This window comes from Luteimonas terrae, from assembly GCF_004358165.1.
Taxonomy (GTDB): Bacteria; Pseudomonadota; Gammaproteobacteria; order Xanthomonadales; family Xanthomonadaceae; genus Luteimonas; species Luteimonas terrae.
In genome coordinates, this window is sequence record NZ_SMTG01000005.1 from 85,283 (window position 1) to 107,178 (window position 21,896).

Annotated in this window: 20 protein-coding genes; 9 read left to right on the top strand and 11 right to left on the bottom strand. The window is 68.8% G+C overall.

What is annotated here, in order from left to right:
- Positions 1-47 precede the first annotated feature (47 nt).
- On the bottom strand, positions 48-1,460 hold the full coding sequence (locus E2F49_RS12420; protein WP_133394195.1) for a mannose-1-phosphate guanylyltransferase/mannose-6-phosphate isomerase: 1,413 nt from the start codon (positions 1,458-1,460) through the stop codon (positions 48-50).
- Positions 1,461-1,468: 8 nt separating this feature from the next.
- On the bottom strand, positions 1,469-2,824 hold the full coding sequence (locus E2F49_RS12425; protein ID WP_133394196.1) for a phosphohexomutase domain-containing protein: 1,356 nt from the start codon (positions 2,822-2,824) through the stop codon (positions 1,469-1,471).
- A 135-nt stretch (positions 2,825-2,959) separates the two neighbouring features.
- Here E2F49_RS12425 and E2F49_RS12430 point away from each other — a divergent pair, with 135 nt between their 5' ends.
- Both E2F49_RS12430 and E2F49_RS12435 read left to right on the top strand, forming a co-directional pair.
- Positions 2,960-3,697: a CoA transferase subunit A gene (locus E2F49_RS12430; RefSeq protein ID WP_133394197.1), complete on the top strand. Its 738-nt coding sequence runs from the start codon at positions 2,960-2,962 to the stop codon at positions 3,695-3,697.
- On the top strand, positions 3,697-4,326 hold the full coding sequence (locus tag E2F49_RS12435; RefSeq protein WP_133394198.1) for a CoA transferase subunit B: 630 nt from the start codon (positions 3,697-3,699) through the stop codon (positions 4,324-4,326). The genes E2F49_RS12430 and E2F49_RS12435 overlap by 1 nt, the downstream gene beginning before the upstream one ends.
- A gap of 3 nt (positions 4,327-4,329) precedes the next feature.
- Here the strand turns inward: E2F49_RS12435 and E2F49_RS12440 are convergent, their stop codons facing one another.
- Positions 4,330-7,143 carry a rhamnan synthesis F family protein gene (locus E2F49_RS12440; RefSeq protein ID WP_133394199.1) on the bottom strand — a complete coding sequence of 938 codons (2,814 nt, stop codon included), beginning with the start codon at positions 7,141-7,143 and terminating at the stop codon, positions 4,330-4,332.
- 142 nt (positions 7,144-7,285) lie between these two features.
- Between E2F49_RS12440 and E2F49_RS12445 the strand changes: the two genes are divergently transcribed.
- Positions 7,286-7,888 carry an alpha-ketoglutarate-dependent dioxygenase AlkB family protein gene (locus E2F49_RS12445; protein ID WP_133394363.1) on the top strand — a complete coding sequence of 201 codons (603 nt, stop codon included), beginning with the start codon at positions 7,286-7,288 and terminating at the stop codon, positions 7,886-7,888.
- A gap of 291 nt (positions 7,889-8,179) precedes the next feature.
- On the opposite strand, the gene E2F49_RS12450 is transcribed toward E2F49_RS12445, so the two are convergent.
- The 4 genes from E2F49_RS12450 to E2F49_RS12465 are packed head-to-tail and all read right to left on the bottom strand — an operon-like array spanning position 8,180 to position 11,741.
- Positions 8,180-8,869: an ABC-type transport auxiliary lipoprotein family protein gene (locus E2F49_RS12450; RefSeq protein WP_133394200.1), complete on the bottom strand. Its 690-nt coding sequence runs from the start codon at positions 8,867-8,869 to the stop codon at positions 8,180-8,182.
- The gene (locus tag E2F49_RS12455) at positions 8,866-9,792 is read right to left on the bottom strand and encodes an MlaD family protein (protein ID WP_055246457.1); all 927 of its coding nucleotides are present in this window, start codon (positions 9,790-9,792) and stop codon (positions 8,866-8,868) included. Before E2F49_RS12455 ends, E2F49_RS12450 begins: the two co-directional genes overlap by 4 nt.
- Positions 9,793-9,795: 3 nt before the next feature.
- A complete protein-coding gene (locus E2F49_RS12460) occupies positions 9,796-10,626 on the bottom strand; it encodes an ABC transporter ATP-binding protein (protein WP_133394201.1) in 831 nt (276 codons plus the stop codon).
- A gap of 2 nt (positions 10,627-10,628) precedes the next feature.
- Positions 10,629-11,741 carry an ABC transporter permease gene (locus E2F49_RS12465; protein ID WP_133394202.1) on the bottom strand — a complete coding sequence of 371 codons (1,113 nt, stop codon included), beginning with the start codon at positions 11,739-11,741 and terminating at the stop codon, positions 10,629-10,631.
- A 135-nt stretch (positions 11,742-11,876) separates the two neighbouring features.
- Here E2F49_RS12465 and E2F49_RS12470 point away from each other — a divergent pair, with 135 nt between their 5' ends.
- Entirely contained in the window at positions 11,877-13,133 is a 1,257-nt protein-coding gene (locus E2F49_RS12470) for a threonine/serine exporter family protein (RefSeq protein WP_055246463.1), read from the top strand.
- Positions 13,134-13,201: 68 nt separating this feature from the next.
- Here the strand turns inward: E2F49_RS12470 and E2F49_RS12475 are convergent, their stop codons facing one another.
- From E2F49_RS12475 to E2F49_RS12485, 3 genes are all read right to left on the bottom strand, one after another.
- Complete coding sequence (locus E2F49_RS12475) at positions 13,202-13,582, bottom strand: H-NS histone family protein (protein WP_133394203.1); 381 nt, start codon at positions 13,580-13,582, stop codon at positions 13,202-13,204.
- 161 nt (positions 13,583-13,743) lie between these two features.
- Positions 13,744-15,456, bottom strand: coding sequence for a proline--tRNA ligase (locus E2F49_RS12480; protein ID WP_133394204.1), 1,713 nt, complete (start codon positions 15,454-15,456; stop codon positions 13,744-13,746).
- A gap of 74 nt (positions 15,457-15,530) precedes the next feature.
- Positions 15,531-15,950: a DUF4124 domain-containing protein gene (locus E2F49_RS12485; RefSeq protein ID WP_133394205.1), complete on the bottom strand. Its 420-nt coding sequence runs from the start codon at positions 15,948-15,950 to the stop codon at positions 15,531-15,533.
- Positions 15,951-16,054: 104 nt separating this feature from the next.
- Here E2F49_RS12485 and pssA point away from each other — a divergent pair, with 104 nt between their 5' ends.
- The 3 genes from pssA to rimI are packed head-to-tail and all read left to right on the top strand — an operon-like array spanning position 16,055 to position 17,569.
- Positions 16,055-16,825 (top strand): CDP-diacylglycerol--serine O-phosphatidyltransferase, encoded by a 771-nt coding sequence (gene pssA / locus E2F49_RS12490; RefSeq protein WP_133394206.1) that lies wholly within the window; start codon positions 16,055-16,057, stop codon positions 16,823-16,825.
- On the top strand, positions 16,822-17,076 hold the full coding sequence (locus E2F49_RS12495) for a hypothetical protein (RefSeq protein WP_133394207.1): 255 nt from the start codon (positions 16,822-16,824) through the stop codon (positions 17,074-17,076). Before pssA ends, E2F49_RS12495 begins: the two co-directional genes overlap by 4 nt.
- A gap of 49 nt (positions 17,077-17,125) precedes the next feature.
- A complete protein-coding gene (rimI, locus tag E2F49_RS12500; RefSeq protein WP_425481383.1) occupies positions 17,126-17,569 on the top strand; it encodes a ribosomal protein S18-alanine N-acetyltransferase in 444 nt (147 codons plus the stop codon).
- Positions 17,570-17,572: 3 nt separating this feature from the next.
- Here rimI and E2F49_RS12505 read toward each other — a convergent pair whose 3' ends face one another.
- Entirely contained in the window at positions 17,573-19,804 is a 2,232-nt protein-coding gene (locus E2F49_RS12505) for a primosomal protein N' (RefSeq protein WP_243713593.1), read from the bottom strand.
- Positions 19,805-20,229: 425 nt separating this feature from the next.
- Here E2F49_RS12505 and E2F49_RS12510 point away from each other — a divergent pair, with 425 nt between their 5' ends.
- Positions 20,230-21,225 carry a hypothetical protein gene (locus E2F49_RS12510; protein ID WP_133394208.1) on the top strand — a complete coding sequence of 332 codons (996 nt, stop codon included), beginning with the start codon at positions 20,230-20,232 and terminating at the stop codon, positions 21,223-21,225.
- Positions 21,212-21,859, top strand: coding sequence for a DUF3106 domain-containing protein (locus E2F49_RS12515; RefSeq protein WP_133394209.1), 648 nt, complete (start codon positions 21,212-21,214; stop codon positions 21,857-21,859). Before E2F49_RS12510 ends, E2F49_RS12515 begins: the two co-directional genes overlap by 14 nt.
- Positions 21,860-21,896 lie beyond the last annotated feature (37 nt).

Here is a 21,896-nt window from a genome sequence, read left to right on the forward strand (position 1 = left end):
AACGGCGCCCGAGGGCGCCGTTTCCGGTTCTGACGCTGACTGGTCGCTCACGCGCGCCCGTAGGTGTCCTCGAGACGCACGATGTCGTCCTCGCCCAGATAGCTGCCCGACTGCACTTCGATCAGTTCCAGCGGCACCTTGCCCGGGTTGCGCAGGCGGTGCGTCACGCCGAGCGGGATGTAGGTGCTCTGGTTCTCAGCCAGCAGCAGCACATCGTCGCCGCGCGTGACCTCGGCCGTGCCGCTGACGACGATCCAGTGCTCCGCGCGGTGATGGTGCATCTGCAGACTCAGGGTCGCTCCCGGCTTGACGGTGATGCGCTTGACCTGGAAACGCGGGCCATTGTCGATCGAGTCGTAGGCGCCCCACGGGCGATAGACCTTGCGGTGCCAAGCGGCCTGCGGCAGGTCGCGCGCCTTGAGTTCGGCCACCACGTCCTTGACCCGCTGGATGCGGTCGCTGCGCCCGACGAGGATCGCGTCGGGTGTTTCCACCACGACGGTGTCTTCCAGTCCGATCATCGCGATCAGGCGCTCGCCGTGCGCGTAGGTATTGCGGCAGTCGATCGCGACGACGTCGCCATGGTGTGCGTTGCCGTGCGCATCCTGCGGTGAGACTTCGCGCAGGCTCGCCCAGGAGCCCACGTCGCTCCACCCCGCGTCCAGCGGCATGACCACCGCGTCGTCAGTCTTCTCCATCACCGCATAGTCGATCGAGTCCGACGGACTCGCGGCGAAGGCGTCGGCATCGAGACGGGTGAAATCGACATCCTGGCGCGCGCCTTCCCAGGCCGCGCGAACCGCGGAGAGCATTTCGGGTGCGAGTTTTTCCAGCGCCTTCAGATAGGCATCGGCGCGGAACAGGAACATGCCGCTGTTCCAGTAGTGCTCGCCGGACGCGACGTAGGCCTGCGCGCGCGCGAGATCCGGTTTCTCGACGAAAGCGTCGACCGGCGAGGGTGCGCCATCGGCGCCTGTTGCCGACTTGATGTAGCCGTATCCGGTCTCCGGTCCTCGGGGGACGACACCGAACGTCACCAGCTTGCCGGCCTCGGCGGCCGGCAACGCGGCGTGTACGGCGGCATGGAACGCCGCGGGTTGCTGCACCACGTGATCGGAAGGCAGCACCAGCAGGACGGCCTCGGGCGCGTCGCGCAGCGCCTCGAGCGCGGCGGCGGCGATCGCCGGCGCGGTGTTGCGACCCACGGGTTCGAGCACGATCGCCGCGGGGCGCGCGCCGACCTGCTGCAACTGCTCGGCGACGACGAAGCGATGCGTCTCGTTGGCGACGACGATCGGGCCGCGGTCGCCGGCCAGCGGGGCCGCACGCAGCCATGTCGCCTGCAGCATCGTGTCCTCGCCGACCAGCGGCAGGAACTGCTTGGGATGCATTTCGCGCGACAGCGGCCAGAGCCTCGTGCCGGAGCCGCCGGACAGCAAAACAGGAACGATCGTGGACATGACGGACCTCAGGCCTTGGCCGACAGCAGGTCGGAGAGCTCGCGCGTGCGCGCGTCCAGCAGGGCACGATCCCCACGGGTTTCGACATTGAGCCGCAGCAGCGGCTCGGTATTGGAGCTTCGCAAGTTGAAGCGCCAGTCGCCGAAATCTGCACTGATGCCATCGGTGTGGTCGAGCGTCGGCGACTGCGCGGCGTAATGCATCATGACGCGGTCGACCGCGGCCTTCGCATCCGCCACGCGGAAATTGATCTCGCCGCTGCAGGGAAATTTCGCCACGCGCTCGGCCACCAAATTGCCCAGCGTGCGGCCGCTGGTGGACACCAGCTCGGCGATCAGCAACCACGGGATCATGCCCGAGTCGGCGTAGGCGAACTCGCGGAAGTAGTGATGCGCACTCATCTCGCCGCCGTAGACCGCATCCTCTGCGCGCATCTTCTCCTTGATGAAGGCGTGGCCGCTCTTGCACAGCACCGGCACGCCACCCGCCGCCTCGACCTGCTCGACGGTGTTCCAGACCAGGCGCGGGTCGTGCACCACCTTGCCACCCGGCTGCTTGGCGAGGATCGCCTCGGCCAGCAGGCCGACGAGGTAATAGCCCTCGATGAAGGCGCCGGTTTCGTCGAAGAAGAAGCAGCGATCGAAATCGCCGTCCCAGGCGATGCCTAAGTCCGCGCCGTGTGCGCGCACCGCGTCGGCCGTCGCCTGACGGTTCTCCGGCAGCAAGGGGTTCGGTATGCCGTTGGGGAAGTTGCCGTCGGCTTCGTGGAAGACGCGGACGAACTCGAACGGCAGGTGCGGGCCGAGCAGGTCGACGATCGAGCCGGCGCCGCCGTTGCCGGCATTGACCACGAGCTTGAGCGGACGCAGCGCCCTGGTCTCTACATACCCCAGCAGATGCGCGATGTAGGCCGACTTGTCGAGTGCGACCGTCTCGGTGCCTGGCGTCGCCACCGGCGCAGGCAGATCACCGGCCTCGACTGCGTCGGAGATCGCGAACAGGCCCGTGTCCGAGCTGATCGGGCGCGCATGCTCGCGCACCAGCTTCATGCCGTTGTAGTCCATCGGATTGTGGCTGGCGGTCACCATGACGCCGCCGGCCGCGCCGAGATGGTCGACCTGGAAATAGACCTCTTCCGTACCCCCGACGCCGATGTCGATGATCTCGCGGCCCTGACTGCGCAGGCCTTCCGACAAAGCCGCCTGCAGATCCGGGCTGCTCAGGCGCACGTCACGGCCCAGCACGATCGCGCCGGGCGGCAGCTGGGCAGCCAGCGCAATGCCGATGTCGCGGGCGAGCGCGGGATTGAGTTCATCCGGCACGCGGCCGCGGAGGTCGTAGGCCTTGAAGGCGGGCAGGGGCATGGTCGATCCATCGGTGGGGAAGCCCGATTCTAGCGTTTCGCGTGGACGGGACCGTCTGCGCCACTGCACCAAGGTCCAAGGCCGCGTACACGCGCAGCCGGTAGAATCGAAGGCCGTTGCGCCATGAGGATCACAATGAGCGAGCAGAGTTCCGCCGCGGGTCGACGCGGCAAGCAGTATCCCGATGCCGCGGCGGCATTGGCCGACATCGTGGCCGACGGCCAGACCTTCGCGGTCGGCGGCTTCGGCCTGTGCGGCATTCCCGAGGCGCTGATCGCCGCTTTGCGCGATTCGGGCGTCAAGGAAATCACCGCGATCTCCAATAATGCGGGTGTCGATGGCTTCGGCCTCGGCCAGCTGCTGGAGACCCGCCAGATCCGCAAGATGATTTCCTCGTATGTGGGCGAGAACAAGGAGTTCGAACGCCAATACCTGGGCGGCGAACTCGAGCTCGAATTCAACCCGCAGGGCACGCTGGCCGAGCGCCTGCGCGCCGGCGGCGCCGGCATCCCGGCGTTCTTCACCGCGACCGGCTACGGCACGATCGTCGCCGAAGGCAAGGAAACGCGCGAGTTCGACGGCAAGCATTACGTGCTCGAAACCGCGCTGGTCGCCGACGTTGCGCTGGTCAAGGCGTGGAAGGCCGACACGGCCGGCAATCTGGTGTTCCGCAAGACCGCGCGCAACTTCAATCCCGCCTGCGCGATGGCCGGCAAGGTCTGCGTGGCCGAGGTCGAGGAACTGGTGGAGATCGGCGACATCGATCCGGACCAGGTGCACCTGCCGGGCATCTACGTCGACCGCATCGTCGTCAACGCGACGCCCGAGAAGCGCATCGAACAGCGCACCGTGAAAGCCGGAGGAGCGAACTGATGGCCTGGACCCGCGACGAAATGGCCGCGCGCGCCGCGCGCGAGCTGACCGACGGCGCCTACGTGAACCTCGGCATCGGCCTGCCCACGCTGGTGGCGAACCACATCCCCGATGGCGTCGACGTGTGGTTGCAGAGCGAGAACGGCCTGCTCGGCATCGGGCCGTTCCCGACCGAGGACGAGGTCGACGCCGACCTCATCAACGCCGGCAAGCAGACCGTCACCGCGCGCAAGGGCGCGAGCTACTTCGGCAGCCACGATTCCTTCGCGATGATCCGCGGCGGCCACATCGATCTCGCTATCCTCGGCGCGATGCAGGTCACCGGCAACGGCGACCTCGCGAACTGGATGGTGCCCGGCAAGATGGTCAAGGGCATGGGCGGCGCGATGGATCTCGTCGCCGGCGTCAAGCGTGTGGTCGTGCTGATGGAGCACGTCGCGAAGGACGGCAGCCACAAGATCCTGCCCGAGTGCACGCTGCCGCTGACCGGCGTGGGCGTGGTCGACCGGATCATCACCGACCTGGCGGTGTTCGATGTGACCGCGGACGGGCTGGTATTGATCGAAGCCGCTGAAGGTGTGGATATCGGAGCACTGAAAGTCAACACCGGCGTCGCATTCGCGACCTGAGGCCTAGCGGCCGGCTGCGGGCACCTGTCCGCGGCCGGTAAAGGCGTCCTCGATTCCGATCCCCGCAAGCCACGGCGCATGCCAGCGTCGGTTGCCGATGCATTCGAGTGGGATCTGGACCGATTCCACGTCGAAAACTAGTTCGTCCACGAGCGGGCCCGCGGCGTCCAGCGCGTCATCGATGAAAGCGAGGGCGCCGGCGTGGACGGCCTCGATGACTTGCCATCGCGCGGGATCGGCATCCCGGCCGGCGAATATGGGTTGCCTGCCTTCGCCACAGGATTCGAATCCGCTGAACTGTGCATGCGGCGCGGTGAGGATGCTTTCCAGCAGGAGATCGTGCGCCAGCACGGTGGAGCGTCCGGTCTCGCGCCGACCATCGTAATAACGGGCATGGGCGCTGCTGATACCTGAGAGCCGGCGTTCGGCCCGGTCGTCGAGTGCGAAGTAGGCACCGTCGACTGGATGTCCGAGCAGCCGGGATAGATTGCGCTGGATGGTGCCCGCGTAGCCAATGTCTGCGATGAGCGCCGCCTTGTCACCGACGTTTTCGCGCCAGTAGGCGCGGTACTCGGTGCGCGCATTCTCGGCGAGCGCGAGCAGTGCATCGAGCACTGGCGATAGTCGTGTCACGACGGCGTTGTGCATTTCAGGCAGGAACACCATCTCGTCCATGGCGCCGCCGAGCTGGTCTCGCGCCGAAGCGGCGGCGCGTACGCCGAGCCGCGCATCGAGCAGGCCCCCAAGTGTGCCGTTGTAGGTGCCTTCGAGCAACGTCGCCAGATCATCCGCATCGCGCAGCGAGGCCAGGCCCGTCGCCTGCCGGGAGGCCAGGAAGTAGCGTCCTCGCAGGCCGCCTGTCCGATCAGGCGTCGCCGCCTGCAGGCGCTCGAACGCCTGCACGAGCAGATGTCCCTCGCGGCTCAGGAATAGAACCGTGCTCACGTCGGACGCCAGCGCCTTGCCGATCAACCAGATCAAATAGTCGAGTACCAAGGGTCCGATGACCGCATAGCCGAGTGTCCGCGGCGACACGGTGAACGTGTCGAGGAACGTCGTCGGATCGATATCCGCGATCGCACTGAAGTGGTTGGCGATCAGACCCAGTCGCAATTGTTCGGGCCATGGTGCATCGGCCGCTGGACGAAGCGGACGCAAGGCAGGCACCACATCGAACAGGGCAGACGCGCGCAGCACGTGAGCGGGTGTCAGCATCCCCTGCCAGTGCGGCTGCTGGATGTCGGCGTGCTCGTTGTCGCCGACATGCAGCCATGCGGCGGGTGCGACGGCAGACCAAGAGGCGAGTGCCGGCCATGCGCTGCCGTCGTCCTTGCGCAAGCCGGTCTCGCAGGACACAGACCACTTCTCGGTCAATGCGGCGACCTGCGGCGGCAATACCTCACGCAAAGTCGCTCCATCGAGATACATGTCCGACAGCGCGATCACGCGCAGTCCCCGCGTCTTCAGCGAACTGACCGACTCAATGACGCCCGGGCGTGTCCGCAGCAGACGTTGTTCGGTCGAGAGTTCCAGTGCTTGCAATGCATCCACTGGAGCGCAGGGCATGCGCTCCGCCAATGCGGCGTAGATCTCGACGAGTGTCGGGTCGCGGCCCAGCGCATGGCGCGCGCTCGCTTCGGCGCGAATGCGCAGGTCTTCGAAGGCATCCACACCCAGCGTGCGTGCTGCCAGCCGTGACAGATAGCGGCGCGCGCCCTCGGGAGACAGGAACGGGCGTTGGACCAGCGTGTCGAACACATCGAGCGAGATCAGCTTTGCATCGACCGCGGCAACGTCGATCCGTTCCCGCAGGGGCGAAGCGAAGTAGGCGGTCCAGTTTCGACTGCCCTCGCTCGACAGCGACAGGTTGCCGTCCTGCGGCAGGACGCCGATGCGATAGCCGGTACTGCGTGCGACAGCAACGAACAGCCGCTCGATCGCGTGCTGCAGGGTGCCGTCCAGTTGCCCGCTTTCCTCCGGGAATGCGGTCAGTGGAAGTTCGAGCTGCAGCAGCGGGCGGATCGCATCCAGTCGCGCCCAGAACATCGAGCCCGCAGGGAAATCGATGTAGGCGCTCGCGTCGATCTGGAAGCCGATACGATCGGCGATTTCCCGTGCGATGGCAGCGTTGCCGAGCCAGGTATGGCCCCAGAGCGGGAAGGTTTCATGACTCTCGGGGTAGAGCAGACCGAGCGACGGTTCCGCTATGAACATTCCAAGTTGCCACGTGATGCGCTCGCGACTCCCCAGCAGCGAGTCCACCAAATAGCTGCGCCATCGACTCTGGACGCCTTTGGAATGCAGTGATTTCTTGCTGTGCAGGTGACACACGATGTCGAGCTCGAGGAGATCTTCACGAAACGTCACCAGCAACGGTGCGATGTCGCGACCACGGTTAGGTACGGGGATCACCTCGATGCGGCGGATGACATCGATGCCTGCGAACGCCTGGCGGACGCGTGGAATCTCCACCGCATCCGCGACCGACACCAGCAGCACGAAGGGAACGGGCATGTGCGACAGTGCCGTCGCGAACTCTTCGGCCAGATCCGCATAGAACAGGTGCAGCATGACGCCCACGCGCAGCGTAGTGCCCTCGATTGGTGCGGGTAGTGGAAACTTGTAGCCGTCTTCCGGGGGAGCAATGACGGATGACGTACGACTCGCAGCCCGCAGGCGGGCGAGTACACCGCGAGCACCGAGCGCCAGCAGCATCCGCCACACCCGCGCCAGCAACGCGGTGAAGCCGCGGACGCCGCCACCGCGCACGTCGATGCCGCGACGCACGGCCTGTACCAGCCCCGACACGTGTTTCATCGCGCCGAGCCCTCCGCGTAAGACTGGGTCGCGACACAGTGTGGTGGAAGTGCTCGAGTTGCCTGATGCGGGGTCATGTGCCGGATTGTCGCGGGTCGTGCGGTGACGCCGCAAACCCCGCCGTGTGCGGCATGCTGTGGCAATGGTGCTGCAGGACATCGATGGCTTCGAAGGCGGGCTGCAATGTGCATCCGCGTGGTTGCCTGCGTCCGAGGCCGACGAGCTGTTCATTGCGTTGCAGAGCGAGCTTGGTTGGGCCCGCCATCGCCTGCGCATCTTCGGCCGCGAGATCGACGCGCCGCGGCTGAGTTGCTGGATCGGCGATCCGGATGCGGCCTACCGATACTCGGGTGTGCGGTTCATGCCGCATGCGTGGCCGGCGGCGCTGGTGCCGGTGCGGCAGGCGGTGTCCGAAACCGCCGGTGTCGCTTTCAACAGCGTGCTGGCCAATCTGTATCGAGACGGCCGCGATGCGATGGGTTGGCACAGCGACGACGAGCCCGAGCTGGGGTCGGCGCCGGTGATCGCTTCGCTGAGTCTCGGGGCGACGCGGCGGTTCGTCCTGAAGGCGAAGCGACCCGACGCGCACGGGCAGCTGGCGCGGCACGTGCTCGAGTTGCCGCACGGCAGTCTGCTGTTGATGCGTGGGGACACGCAGGCCCACTACCGGCATGCACTGCCGCGGACGGCGAAGCCGGTCGGGCCGAGGATCAATCTGACGTTCCGCAGGATCCTACCGGTGTAGTCATCGACGAAAAAGTCGGCGGCATTTCAACCGGGATGCAAGTGCACTGTCCCGCGCGGTTGGGCGTGCGCGGAAGTCGGGCTGCAGTGTTCAGGCACTCGCGTCCACGGGCCGGTGTCCGCGTTACACCGGTCGCCCGCCTGAGGCGGGATCGCAATTCAGGACATCGCGCGGTGCGTACCCGCGCCGCCCAAGGCTTGATCAAAGCCAGATTTTGCAAGTGAGCGCGCGCTGTCCGCTTCCGCATCGCCGGCTCAGGGGGCCGACCCTTAGGCGCAGCCGAGTCGCGCGTCAGCGGCGGCCCGGCGCAGGCGGCTGCGCGTGCGTCGCCTCGTGCGCGTTGCCGGAGGTCAGGATCCAGCCGACCATCTGGCCACTCACACTCTGCAGCGCAGTCGAGAACGCGTCCACGACCTGCGCCACCTCCGTGCCGGCCGCCGGCTGCGCGGCGAGGAACGTGCGCGAGCCCACGACGGTCTGGTCGATGTTGTGGATCAGCTTGACGTTGGCTTCAATCGTCGCGGCCGGCAGCACGTTTCCGTTGTAATCGGCCTCGAACCGGCGCAGGTCGATCACCAGCTTGTAGTCGGCGGTGATGCCGGCGCCTTGGCGTGCGACGGCCGGGATGTTGCCCGAGTCTTCCAGCGTGCGCAGCACGGTGTCCTGCAGCATGTCGGTCGGCGTCTTGGCCCAGCTGGCGCCGCGATACACCTGCAGTTCGGCCGGTGTCGGGCGCACGGCGATGCGGAAACTGTCGATCATGCGCGCGGCGGTCGGCGGGCTCAGCGTGAGCTGCCAGTCGGCGCGGGGCCACGCGGGATCGGCCGCAACGCGGGGATCGGGCGCATAGATCGTCGAGCGGTCCCGATCACCGCCACCACCGCCCAGCAGAGAGCTGCAGCCGGCGAGCAGGGTGCCGAGCGCGAGTGCGACGGCGAAGCGGGGCAGGGCGCGGCGCGCGGAGGTCGAGAGCGTGATCATTCGGGTTCGAATTCCTTCGGCGCGTCGCGGCCGAGCAGATAGCGCGCGGGATTGGCATCGAGTCGGTCGCTGATGCGGCGCAGGTCGCGGACCAGCGAGCGCAACTCGCCCAGCGTCGGGCCGAGCTGCGACAGGCCGTCGTTGGCGAAACTGCTGATCGCCGCGCGGTTCTCGTTGAGGATCGTGTCGGCGCCACCGGCGGCCGAGTCCATGCGCGCCAGCGTGCTTTCGAGGTTCGCGACCAGACCCGGCAGCTTCTGCACCAGTTCCCGGTCGAAGCTGGTCATCGCGCGGTTGGTCGTCGTCAGGGTCTGCTCGAGCTGCTCGCTGGCCTGGCGCGCGTTGACGATCATCGCCGCCAGATCCTCGCGCTGGCCGGCGACCGAGCCTGTCATGCCCTCGATGTTCTCCAGCGTGTTGGAGATGCGCGCGACGTTCTCTTCGCTGAGCACGCGGTCGAGACGTTCGACCAGGCGGTTCGCGGTATCGGAGATGTTCTGCAGCGCCGAGGCTTCGGTCTGGATGATCGGCACCCGGTCGCTGTCTTCCGAGACCAGCATCGGTGCTTCGGGCGAGCCGCCGGTGAGCTGGATGATCGGCGAGCCGGTCAGGCTGGTCATCGACATGCGCGCGCGCGTGTCGGTCTTGACCGGCGCATTCGCCTGCAGGCGCAGGCGGGCGATGACCTGGCGCGGGTCCTGCGGCGCGAGCTGCAGGTTGTCGACCGTGCCGACGGCGATGCCGTTGTACTGCACGCTGCTGCCTTCGGTCAGGCCGGTCACCGGCTCGCGGAAGACCACGTCGTACTCGTTCCAGCTGCGGTCGGACGAATATTTCGCCGCCCACAGCGCGAAGCCGAGCAGGGCAATCGAGGCGACGATGGTGAACGCACCGATGAGGACGTAATTGGCTCTGGTTTCCATGGTTCAGTCGGCTCCCGGGCCGTCGGCCCTGGCATCGCGGGCCGCGCGTCCGCGCGGGCCGTGGAAATAATCCTGGATCCAGGGGTGATCGATCCGTTCGATCTCCGCCACCGGCGCGACCGCGATCACCTGCTTGTCGGCCAATACCGCGATGCGGTCACAGATAGCGTACAGGGTGTCGAGGTCGTGTGTGATCAGGAACACGGTCAGTCCCAGCGCTTCCTGCAGGGTGCGGATCAGCCGGTCGAACGCGGCCGCGCCGATCGGGTCGAGGCCTGCGGTGGGTTCGTCGAGGAACAGCAGCGGCGGGTCGAGCGCGAGGGCACGTGCCAGGCCGGCGCGCTTGCGCATGCCGCCCGAAAGCTGCGCGGGCAGCTTGTCGAGTGCGTCGGCCGGCAGACCGGCGAGCTTGACCTTGAGCAGGGCCAGTTCGTAGCGCAGCGAATCACGCAGGTCCGGGTGGTGTTCCTTCAGCGGCACCTGCACGTTCTCGCCCACGGTCAGCGACGAGAAGAGCGCACCGTCCTGGAACAGCACGCCGGTGTTGCGTTCGATGTGCCGCCGCTCCTCGACATCGCGCGAGAGCGCATCCGCGCCCAGGACCTCGATGCTGCCGTTCTGCGGCGGGCGCAGGCCCAGGATGCTGCGCATCAGCACCGACTTGCCGGTGCCCGAACCACCGACCACGCCGAGAATCTCGCCGCGACGCACGTCGAGGTCGAGGTTCTCGTGGACGGTCTGCGCGCCGAAGCGGTTGACGAGGCCGCGCACGCGGATGGCGACATCGTCGCCATCGCTGGTCTGCGCGGAGTCATTGGGCTGTTCGTCGCGCATCGTCACCAGCCCACGTGCATGAACCAGATCGCGGCGAACGCGTCGAACACGATCACCAGCGAAATCGTCTGCACCACGCTCGAGGTCGTGCGCTCGCCGACCGACTGCGCCGTGCCTTCGACCTGCAGGCCTTCGAGGCAGCCGATCAGGCCGATCACGAGCGCGAAGATCGGCGCCTTGGCCATGCCGACGAGGAAATGCCGCAGCTCCATCGTCTCGTACATGCGCGCCAGATACGCCTGCGGCGGAATGTCGAGGCTGAAGGCGCCTACGCACAGGCCACCGATCAGGCCGGCGATCATCGCGATGAAGGTCAGCAGCGGCAGCATCACCATCAGCGCGACCACGCGCGGAATCACCAGCAGGTCGACCGGGTCTAGCCCCAGCGTCCGGATCGCATCCACTTCCTCGCGACTGACCATCGCGCCGATCTGCGCGGTGAACGCACTCGCCGTACGACCGGCCAGCAGGATCGCGGTGAGCAGCACGCCGAATTCGCGCAGGAAGGCGATCGACACCAGTTCGACGACGAAGATCACCGCGCCGAAGTCGGCGAGCACGGTCGAGCCGAGGAAGGCGATCACCGCGCCGACCAGGAACGACAGCAGCGCGACCAGCGGCACCGCGTCCAGGCCGACCTGCTCCATGTGATGCACGGTCGAGGTCAGGCGGAACCGGCGCGGCGCCACCAGCAGGCGGCCGAGCTTGACCAGCGTCTCGCCGAGGAAACTGACCAGCGCGACGATCTCGCGCCAGTTGTCGTGCATGGTTTCACCCAGACGCGCCAGCGCGGCCTGGAAACCGTAGTCGCGCTTCTTCTTGGGCCGGTCGTCGGCGACGTCCTCGATCGCCTCGACCAGCGCGTGGTGATCGTCGCGGAAGCGGAAGGTCGAGAAATCCAGCCCGCGCTTCTCGGCGAAACGCAGCAGCTGCAGCACGCCCACCGAATCCAGCCGGTCCACGCCGGTCGCGTCGACTTCGCCCGCGTGCCCGTCCTGCGCCCGCAGCGCTTTCTCGATCTCGCCGGCATGCGCGAGCGTCCAGTGACCGCGCAGGCGCAGCGGTCCACCGTCTCCGGATTCGGCGCTGGGCGTGGCGTGGTGGGGGACGGTCATGCAGGCATGGGCGATCGGAGATGCAAACGCCGGTGAGCATACCCAAATCAGGTGTGACGCCGCGCATCACGGCCCCGCCCCCCGAAGTCGACGGCACACGGCGACGCCGGAAGACGGGCATGCGATCCTGTGCCGATGTCCGGCGCCTCTCCGCTCACCACCGCCACCTATGCCGCACGCATCGCGTTCGTCGTCGAGCTGGCCGAGCACCTGCATGCCTACGGCACCACCGCCCAGCGTCTGGAAGGCGCGATGATCTCGGTCACCCAGCGCCTCGGGCTGGAATGCGAGCCGTGGATCAATCCCACCGGCATGGTGCTGTCCTTCAGCGATCCTATGCGCCCGCCCGGCGACAGCGACACCACGCGCGTGATCCGGATGCCGCCCGGCGACACCGATCTCTACAAGCTCTGCGAGACCGACCGCATCGCCGAGCAGGTGATGGCCGGCGAGATGGATCTGGCCGAAGGCTACGCGGCGCTGCGTGCGCTCGATGCGCGGCAGCCGGGCCGCTGGGGCAAGGCGCTGCAGGTGCTGGCGTTCGCGATGGTGGCGATGGGGCTGGCCGGCGTCTGGCGGCTGCCGTGGCAGGACATCGCGACGGCGGGCACGATCGGCCTGCTGATCGGCGCGCTCGACCTCGCCACGCGCAACGGCACGCGGCTCAAGGAAGCGCAGGAAGCGCTGGCGGGCATGCTGGCCGGTGTCGTCGCCATCCTGGTGTCGGCCTTCGTCGTGCCGCTCAATCTCAACACCGTGATCATCGCTTCGCTGATCGTGATGCTGCCGGGTATGGCGCTGACCAACGCCATCAACGAACTCACCTCGCAGCACCTGGTCTCCGGCACCGCGCGGTTCTCCGGCGCGATCACCACGGTGCTCAAGCTCACCATCGGCACGATCATCGCGCTGACGCTGATGCAGTTGCTGGGTGTCGAGCCGCAGGTCCGGGCCCTGCGGCCTCAGGCGCAGTGGGTGGAATGGGCGGGGCTGGCGATCGCGGCGGGTGCATTCGCGATCCTGTTCCGGGCCGCGCGTCGCGACGTGCTGCTGGTCATGGCGGCGGCCGCATCGGGATTCCTGATCTCACGCTGGGTCGGCGCCGCGCTGGGCCCGAATATCGGCCTGTTCGTCGCCGCCCTCGTGACCACAGCGGCCGGCAACGGCTACGCGCGCTGGGTGAACCGGCCGGGCGCGCTGATCCGCGTCCCGGGCATCATCATGCTGGTGCCCGGCAGCAACAGCCTGCGCGGTCTGATGAATCTGGTGCAGCAGCAGGATGTGGCGGCAGGCCAGGAAGCGGTGCTGATCGTGATGAACATCGTGCTGGCGCTGATCGCCGGTCTGCTGTTCGGCAACGTCCTGGTGCCGGCGCGCAACAAGAATCTCTGAGTGGCGGATACGAAAACGCCCGCCGGGTGGCGGGCGTTTTCAGGCGCAGGCGGCCAGCGCCGCAGGCCTCACTTCTCTATCAGGAACTCTTCGAGTTTCTTGCCCTTCTTGGTCAGCGCGGCCAGCCACAGCGGCTGCTTGCCACGACCGGTCCAGGTCTCGTTCTTGTTCGCCGGGTTGCGGTACTTCGGCGCGACCTTGCCGAGCTTGCGGCCCTTGGTCGCGCTGGTGCGCTGGGCAGGTGCTGCGGCGCGCGTCGACGCACTCGCGGTGCCGCCGCCGAACAGCTCGGCGATGCTGTAACCCTCGGCCGCCGCCTGGTCGGTCAGCTTCTTGCGCACGGCCGCGATCGGCTTGCGCTTCTTCAGCGTGGTCTTGCGCTGCTTGGCCTGGTTGATCAGGGCATCGAGCTGCTGGGGGGAAAACGCATTGAGGTCGAATGACGCCATTCGAGTCGGCTCCGGCTGGTGAGTGGGTATACCAGTCCCTGGCATGCCCGCATCTTAATCCGGATTATTCCGCGCCGACAAATGTCACGGCCGCGTGTACGCCGCCCGCGAATGCAGGCGGTGTCGAATCCACAGTTTCTCTCCGGCGCGAATGGAGCGGTTTATTGCTCGGAAAACCTACAGCCGCGCAGGCGTGCCAGCAGGGCCGCGCGGTCGAGATTCTCCGACTCGCTCGCGCTGCGCGCGCGATATTCGAAGGTGCCCGCTTCCAGTCCACGCCCCGAAACCACCACGCGGTGCGGCACGCCGATGAGTTCGATGTCCGCGAACATCGCGCCGGGGCGCAGGCCGCGGTCGTCAAGCGCGACATCGAAGCCGGACTCGCGCAATTCGCGGTACAGCGCATCGGCCGCTTCGGCGACGTGCGCCTCGCCCTTGGGATTGATCACGCACACCGCGACCTGCCAAGGCGCCATCGCGGTAGGCCAGACGATGCCGTTGGCGTCGTGGTTCTGCTCGATCGCCGCGGCGACGATGCGCGACACGCCCACGCCGTAGCAGCCCATGAACGGCACGGTGGCCTTGCCGTTGGCGTCGAGTACCTTGAAATCCATTGCTTCGGCGTATTTGCGGCCGAGCTGGAACACATGGCCGACCTCGATACCGCGCACGAGCTTCAGCGTGCCGCCGTCCTCGGCGCGGTCGCCTTCGACGACGTCGCGGATGTCGGCGACGGTTTCGGGTTCGGGCAGGTCACGGCCCCAGTTGACGCCGGCGATGTGGAATCCGGCGGCATTGGCGCCGACGACGAAATCGGCGAGGGCCGCGACTTCCGGGTCGGCGATGACGCGGATGGCCTTCGCCGCACCGATCGGGCCGAGAAAGCCCGGTGTGCTGCCGAGATATTCGGCAATCTCGGCCTCGGTGGCCATGCGGTAGTCGGCGAGGCCGGCGACCTTGGCCAGCTTGATCTCGTTGACCGCGTGGTCGCCACGCACCAGCGCGAGCACGAAGGTCTTGCCGGCGAACAGCGCGACAGACTTCACCGTGCGCGCCATCGGAATGTCGAGCAGCGCGGCGACGTCCTCGCAGGTCTTCTGCGTGGGCGTGTCGACACGGCGCATCGTTTCGGACGCGGCCGCACGCGGCGCGGGCGCAGCGGCGCGCGCGGCTTCCACGTTCGCGGCGTAGTCCGAGCCGGTCGAGAACACCAGCGCGTCCTCGCCCGATTCGGCGAGCACGTGGAATTCCTGCGAGGCATCGCCGCCGATCGCGCCCGAGTCCGCCTGCACCGCGCGGAACTCCAGACCCAGGCGCGTGAAGATGCGCGTGTAGGCCGCATGCATCGCCTGGTAGGACGCGGCCATGCCGGCCTCGTCGATGTCGAACGAGTAGGCATCCTTCATCAGGAACTCGCGCGAGCGCATCACGCCGAAACGCGGGCGGATCTCGTCGCGGAACTTGGTCTGGATCTGATAGAAATTCACCGGCAGCTGCTTGTAGCTCGCCAGCTCGCCGCGCGCGAAATCGGTGACCACTTCCTCGGCCGTCGGCGCGTAACAGAACTCCTGCTCCTTGCGGTCCTTGACCTTGAGCAGTTGCGGGCCGAACTTCTGCCAGCGGTCGGTCTGCTCCCACAACTCGCGCGGCTGGATCGTCGGCATCAGCAGTTCGATCGCACCGGCAGCGTCCATCTCCTCGCGCACCACGGTCTCGACCTTGCGCAGCACGCGCAGGCCCAGCGGCGACCAGGTGTAGATGCCCGCACCCAGCTTGCGCAGCATGCCGGCCTTGAGCATCAGCTTGTGGCTGACGAGCTCGGCGTCGGCGGGTGTTTCTTTCTCGGTGCGGAGGTGGAACTGCGACAGGCGCATCGGCGGCATTCGGCTGTGAACGGACCGCCATTGTGCCACGCAGCACACGGCGCTCCGGGCGCCGTCGGGTGCCCTCAGCGGCAGTAGGCGCGCACCGCGGCTTCCGACAATGCCAGCTGGTCGGTGCGCTCGTTGGCCGACAGTTCGCGCGGCTTGCCGTCGGCGCCGACCTGCTGCACCGCGCCTTCGGCCTTCAGTGCCGCCACGTTCTTGCGGGCGAGGTCGCACTGGCCTGCATCACCGCCGGCACTGGCGTTCGCGTTGGCCGCCGTCGCGGCGGCAGGCGTCGCGGCCGGCGCGGGCGTTGCCGGCGTCGACGGCGTCGACGGCGGCGTGGTGCCGGCCATGCGCCGCACCTCGAAGCGGGTCCCCGCCGGTGGCGGCGTTTCCGAATAGTGGGTGACGCCGCGCGCGTCCTTCCAGGTGTAGATCTCGCTGGCGGCGAGCGGCGCGGCGGCCAGCAGCGCGAGGACGATCACGAAGGTGCGGCGCATGGCGGTGTCCGGCGGCTGGCGAATGTGGGGCGATTGCAGCACCCCCGGCCTGCGGGCGCAAGCGCATCCCCGGGCGGCGCGGCGCCCGCGCTACACTGCGGCGCATGAGCGAGACCGACCCGACCCCGCGCCGCGGCCGCGGCATCTATCTGCTGCCCAACCTGTTCACCACCGGCGGCCTGTTCGCGGGCTTCTTCGCGATCATCGCGGCTTCGCAGGGGCGCTTCAGTGCCGCGTGCATCGCGATCTTCGTCGCGGCCGTGCTCGACGGCATCGACGGTCGCGTCGCGCGCCTGACCAATACCCAGAGCGAATTCGGCGTGCAGTACGACTCGCTGGCCGATCTGATCAGCTTCGGCCTGGCGCCGGCGCTGGTGATGTACCACTGGTCGCTGATGGCGATGCGGCTCGACGGCCCGACGCTGGGCAAGATCGGCTGGCTCGGCGCGTTCCTCTACGCCGCCTGCGCGGCCTTGCGCCTAGCGCGTTTCAACAGCCAGGTGGCGACGGTCGACAAGCGCTATTTCGTCGGCCTGGCGAGCCCCGCGGCCGCGGGCCTGATGGCGAGTTTCGTGTGGACCTGCCACGAACTCGATTTCACCGGCGATGCGCTGCGTTATGTCGCCCTTGCCGTCACCGTCATCTGCGGCCTGCTGATGGTCAGCAGCGTCCGCTACACCAGCTTCAAGGGCAGCGGCACCGGGCCGCGGTCGGATCGCGTGCCGTTCATGGCGCTGGTCGTGGCGGTGGGCATCCTGATCGCGCTGTGGGTGGATCCGCCCAAGACCCTGCTGATCGCGGCGGTGCTCTACGCATTGTCGGGTCCGGCGCTGTGGGTGCTGCGGCGCCGCGGAGGCGCGGAGGCCGCGTCGTGAGCTGGGATGCGCTGCAGTCCGCGGCGCTCGATGCGCTGGGCCATGTGCGCTACCGCGTGCAGATGCCGGGACAGACGTTGCCCGAACACCCGTTGGTCGATCCGCTGCTGCACGCGGCGGGTCTGCATCGCGAGGCCGATGGTGCGTTCGCGCTGATGCGCAGTCTCGGTCCGCTGGACGCACTGCGTGCGCCGACGGCCAAGCGCGCGCTGTGGCCGCGTCTGCGCGGATTGCGCGCGCATGGTGGCTGAGCCCGACGCGGTCGCCGCGGCGCAAGGCGTCCAGCCGCGCGACTGGTCGATGCGGCCGATGCGTGCGACCGATGTCGACGCGGTCATGGACGTCGAGTTGCGCGCGTATCCCTTCCCGTGGACGCGCGGCATCTTCGACGACTGCCTGCGCGCCGGCTATCCGGCCTGGCTGCTGCACGTCGACGGGCGGCTCGCCGGCTACGGCGTGCTGAGCATCGCCGCCGGCGAAGCGCACGTGCTCAACGTCTGCATCGATCCCTCGCTGCAGGGCGGTGGCCTCGGCCGCCGGCTTTTCCGGGCGCTGATCGACATCGCCCGCCAGCGCGGTGCCGAGCGCGTGTTTCTCGAAGTGCGTCCGTCGAACCCGCACGCGATCGCGCTGTATCACGACGAAGGCTTCAACGAAATCGGCCGGCGTCCGCGTTACTACCCCGCGCACACCGGGCGCGAGGACGCGATCGTCATGGCGCGCGAACTGTTCGCCGGCGACTGAGTTTCAGTACAGATCCACCGGATCCACGTCCAGCGACCAGCGCGCCCGACGCGCTTCGGGCAAGGCGTAGATGTCCGGCAGGGCCGCATCGAGAATCGCGTGCAGGCGCGGGCGCTGGTCGCAGGCGATCAGCAGCTGCGCGCGGTAGACGCCGGCGCGCCGTGGCATCGGCGCGACCACCGGGCCATCCAGCAGCAGTGTCGGCATGCCCTGCGCATCGCGTCCGGCATGGGGCGCGAGCACACGGCGCGCGGCCTGCAGGAATGCCATCGGCGGCTGCGCCTGCTGCGATTCGGCGCGCAGCAGCGCCAGGGGCGCGAAGGGTGGGAACCCGGCGGCTTCGCGCTGCGCAAGCTCGGTCGCGGCAAACGCGTGATAACCGCCGCTGATCAGGGTCAGCAGAAGCGGGTGCTCGGGATGGTGGGTCTGCAACAGCACCGTGCCGGGCCGGTCGGCGCGGCCCGCGCGACCGGCGACCTGGATCAGCAGCTGCGCGAGTTTTTCGCCGGCGCGGAAGTCCGCCGAGAACAGGCCCTCGTCGATCCCGACCACGCACACGAGTGTGAGGTTCGGCAGGTCGTGGCCCTTGGCCAGCATCTGCGTGCCGATCAGGATGCCGGGCGCGTCGCCGAGCGTGCCGAACAGGCCTTCGAGCGCATAGCGCCGGCGGGTGCTGCCGCGGTCGATGCGCAGCACGGGCACGTCGGCAAAGCGCGCGGCCAGCAGCTCCTCGATGCGTTCGGTACCCACGCCCTGCGGCTGCAGGCCAAGGCTGGCGCAGTCCGGACAGGCCGGTGGCGCACTCGCGCGGTGGCCGCAGTGATGGCACTGCAGCCGTCGACCGCCGGCATGCACGGTCATGGGATGCGGGTGCTCGGCTGTACTGCAGCGCGGGCAGTGCGCGCTCCAGCCGCAGTCGTGGCACAGCAGCACCGGCGCGTAGCCGCGGCGGTTCTTGAACACCAGTACCTGACCGCCGGCCGCGAGGGCGGCCGAGATGGCCGCCAGCGATTCGGGCGACAGACCCGCCTCGAGCGGACGCTTGCGCACGTCGAGCACGCGCACCGCGGGCGGCTTGGCGGCGCCCGCCCGGCGCGTCAGGCGCAGATGCGCATAGCGGCCCGAGACCGCGTTCTGCAGCGACTCCAGCGATGGCGTCGCGCTGCCCAGCAGCACCGGCACGTCGAGCGCCTTGGCCCGCACAAGCGCGAAGTCGCGCGCGTGGTAGCGGATGCCGTCCTGCTGCTTGTAGCTGCCGTCATGTTCCTCGTCGACGACGATCAGGCCCGCATCGGGCAACGGCACGAAGACCGAGGAGCGGGTGCCGACGATCACGCGTGCCTCGCCGCGGGCCGCGGCCGTCCACACGCGCGCACGTTCGCCGTCGCCCAGACCGGAGTGCAGCGCATGCACTGGCACGCCGAGGCGCGCACGGAATCGCGCCAGCGTCTGCGGGGTCAGGCCGATCTCGGGCACCAGCACCAGTGCCTGGCGGCCGCGCGCGAGGCAGTCGGCAATCGCCTGCAGATAGACCTCGGTCTTGCCGCTGCCGGTGACGCCGTCGAGCAGCAGCGCAGCGAAACCGCTGCACGCGGCAACGGCATCGACGGCCCGCTGCTGCTCCGCATGCAGGGGCGGTCCGGCCTGCGGCGCCGGCGCCAGTTGCGAGGCCGGCACCGCGAACCGTTCGGCGAAACCGCGCGTGGCCAGCGTGCGTGCGGGCGTGCGCCAGCCTACCAGGGCGAGGTCGAGGGCGTCCTCGTCGCGGGCCTGCGGCGCCAGCAGCGTGGCCAGCCGATGCGGGCGGCCACCGGCCTTGAGGCCGGGCAGGGCGGTGCGGCCAGCCTCTGTGAGCTGCCAAGCCCAGGCATGGGTATCGGGCAGCGGCTCGCCGCGGCGCAGTGCCGCGGGCAGGGCAGTCGCCAGCACCTCGCCGAGCGGCGCGTGGGTGTAGCGGGCCAGCCAGCGCAGGGAGGCGGCCAGTTCGCCCTGCAGCAGCGGGCCGTCGTCCAGCCACTCGAGCGCCGTTCGCAGGGCTTGCGTCGCGTCGTCCGCCGGTCCGACCTCGGCCACCACGCCGACCAGCTCGCGCGGCCCGAACGGCACGCGCACGCGTCGGCCGACATCGCCGGGGCCGGCAGTGGAACCGCCGGGCGCGGCGTAGTCGAACAGGCGGGGCAGCGGGACCGGCAGGGCGACGCGCAGGACCGGCGTAGCGGAATTCGGGGCAGGCACGTGCGAAGTCTATCTACTCGTCGGCGCGCTTCCACGATTTGCGCGGCGAACCTGTCTTGACTTGCACGTTGTGGCTGCAAGTCCCGGAAAGAAAAGGGAATGACGCTTATCCACACGAACTGTGGATAAGCCTGTGCATGAACGCTCGCGAGAGGGACGTTATGCGGTATTCAGTGCGGTAAAGGCTTCGTTGGACAAAAAAGTGCCATATCGCACATTTCATTTACAATCAGTCACTTGGCCGTGAAACATTGCTGTCACGTAGCATGGCGTCGGCTGCATCTTCAGCTGGATGACAGGGTTGTGAACCCTGTGAACAACCACTTGCGCGCGTCCCGGCCTGTGGAACGTTTTCGCACGGGTCTGTCAAGGCTTGGGTCGCGGCGTGGGATCGCTAAGATGCGCGGTCTCGCACGCGAGCCCCGATGAGCACGCCTCCGCAGTCTTCTTCCTCCGGTCTGTCCTCCGCCGTCGCCGCGTTTCTGCGCGGCGTGGAGCGGCGCGCCGCCGCATTCGCGCAGTGGCAGACCGGCGACGTCGACACCGGCGATGCTGCGCTGGCCGCGGCGATGACCGAATTCGCCCAGCTGGCCACCGGCACCCCGTTTCCCGACTGGCCGCGCCGCTTCTGGGCGCAGCTGCTGGCCGCGCCGGCCCTGCGCGCGCCGGCCGTGCTGCCCGACGACGGCGACGGCCTGCCGGCGCTGGCGGGGTTGTCCGGCGGGCCGCGGGTGACGGTGCTGCTGCGCATGGTCGCCGGTCTGGCCGAGCACGAAGCGGCCGCGGTCTTGGGCGTGACCCGGGCGACCTACCGGCTCGGGCTGCAGCGCGCGTTGCCGCATCGCGAGGACGGCAGCCCTGATCCCGAGGCCTGGCGCCGCATCGCCGACGCCGCGCAGGCCGCGATCCGCGCGCTGCCGCCCGATCGCCTCGCGCGACTGGCCGGTCTGCGCGAAGCCGCGCTGCGCGGCCAGGTGCCCCCGCTGCGCCGCTTTCCGTTGCAGCGTGCGCCCGCGGTCGAGGCCCCCGTCGAGGTGGCACCGCGGGCGCGTCGCCGCGCGCCGTGGCTGTGGCCGGCGCAGGGGCTGGTGCTGGTCGCGATGCTGGCCGCGCTGGCCTGGACCTGGCGCGACGCCTGGCCCGGCGGCGGGCTGGAGGACGACGTGGCGATCCGCATCGAGGCCCTGCCCGCGGCGCAGGCCCCGGCGGCGACCTACGATGACGAGGTCGCGCTGTTGACCGATCCCGATTTCGACCTGCTGACCGAAACCGACACGGCCGCGTGGCGCGAAGAGCCCGCGTTTTACGCATGGCTGTCGACGCGCATCGAGACGCCCGTCGACGACCGCAGCGACGCGCATCTGGACAGCGTGCCCGAAGCCGCCGACGACACGCTGGAGACCACCGATGCCGATCTCTGAGCGACGGCTGCGCGGCTTCGGCACGGGCTTTGTGGGCCTGCTGCTGGCCGCGTCGGGCATCGCCGCGGCGCTGCCGCCGGCGCTGCAGTCCGACACGTTGCCGGCTGCCGAGCGTGCGCGACTGGAAGCGCGTGCGGCGCGGCTAGCGAAGATGACGCCCGAAGCGCGCAACGCCCTCGCGGCCCGCGTCGCCGCCTGGCACGCGCTACCGGCCACCGAGCGCGCGCGCCGGCGCATCGCCTACGAGGCCGCCGCCGCCCTGCCGCACGCCGAGCGGGTGCGGCTGCAGCAGGCCGCGGCGCATTTCGACACCTTGCCCGAGGCCGAACAGGCCGAGCTGCGGCTCGCCTTCGAACAGCTCGACCAGGGCCTGCGCCGGGGCTGGCTGCTCGGGCCCGAACTCGGCGGCGACTGGCCGGGCCTGCATCCGTTGTTCTCGGCGATGCCCGAATCCGAGCGCGCGCCGTCGCTGCTTGCCCTGCGCGCGATGTCGCCGCAGGCGCGCGAGGATCTCGCCGCGCTGGCCCAGCGCACGCCGCCGCACGAGCGCGAAGCGCTGCGCAGCGCCTGGCTGGCCGTGCCGGCGGACGCACGCGACGCCTGGCTGCGTGCGCGGGTGAGCGGCGCGCCCTGACGGACTCGGCACGTCGAACGCGGATCGGAGCGCGGCA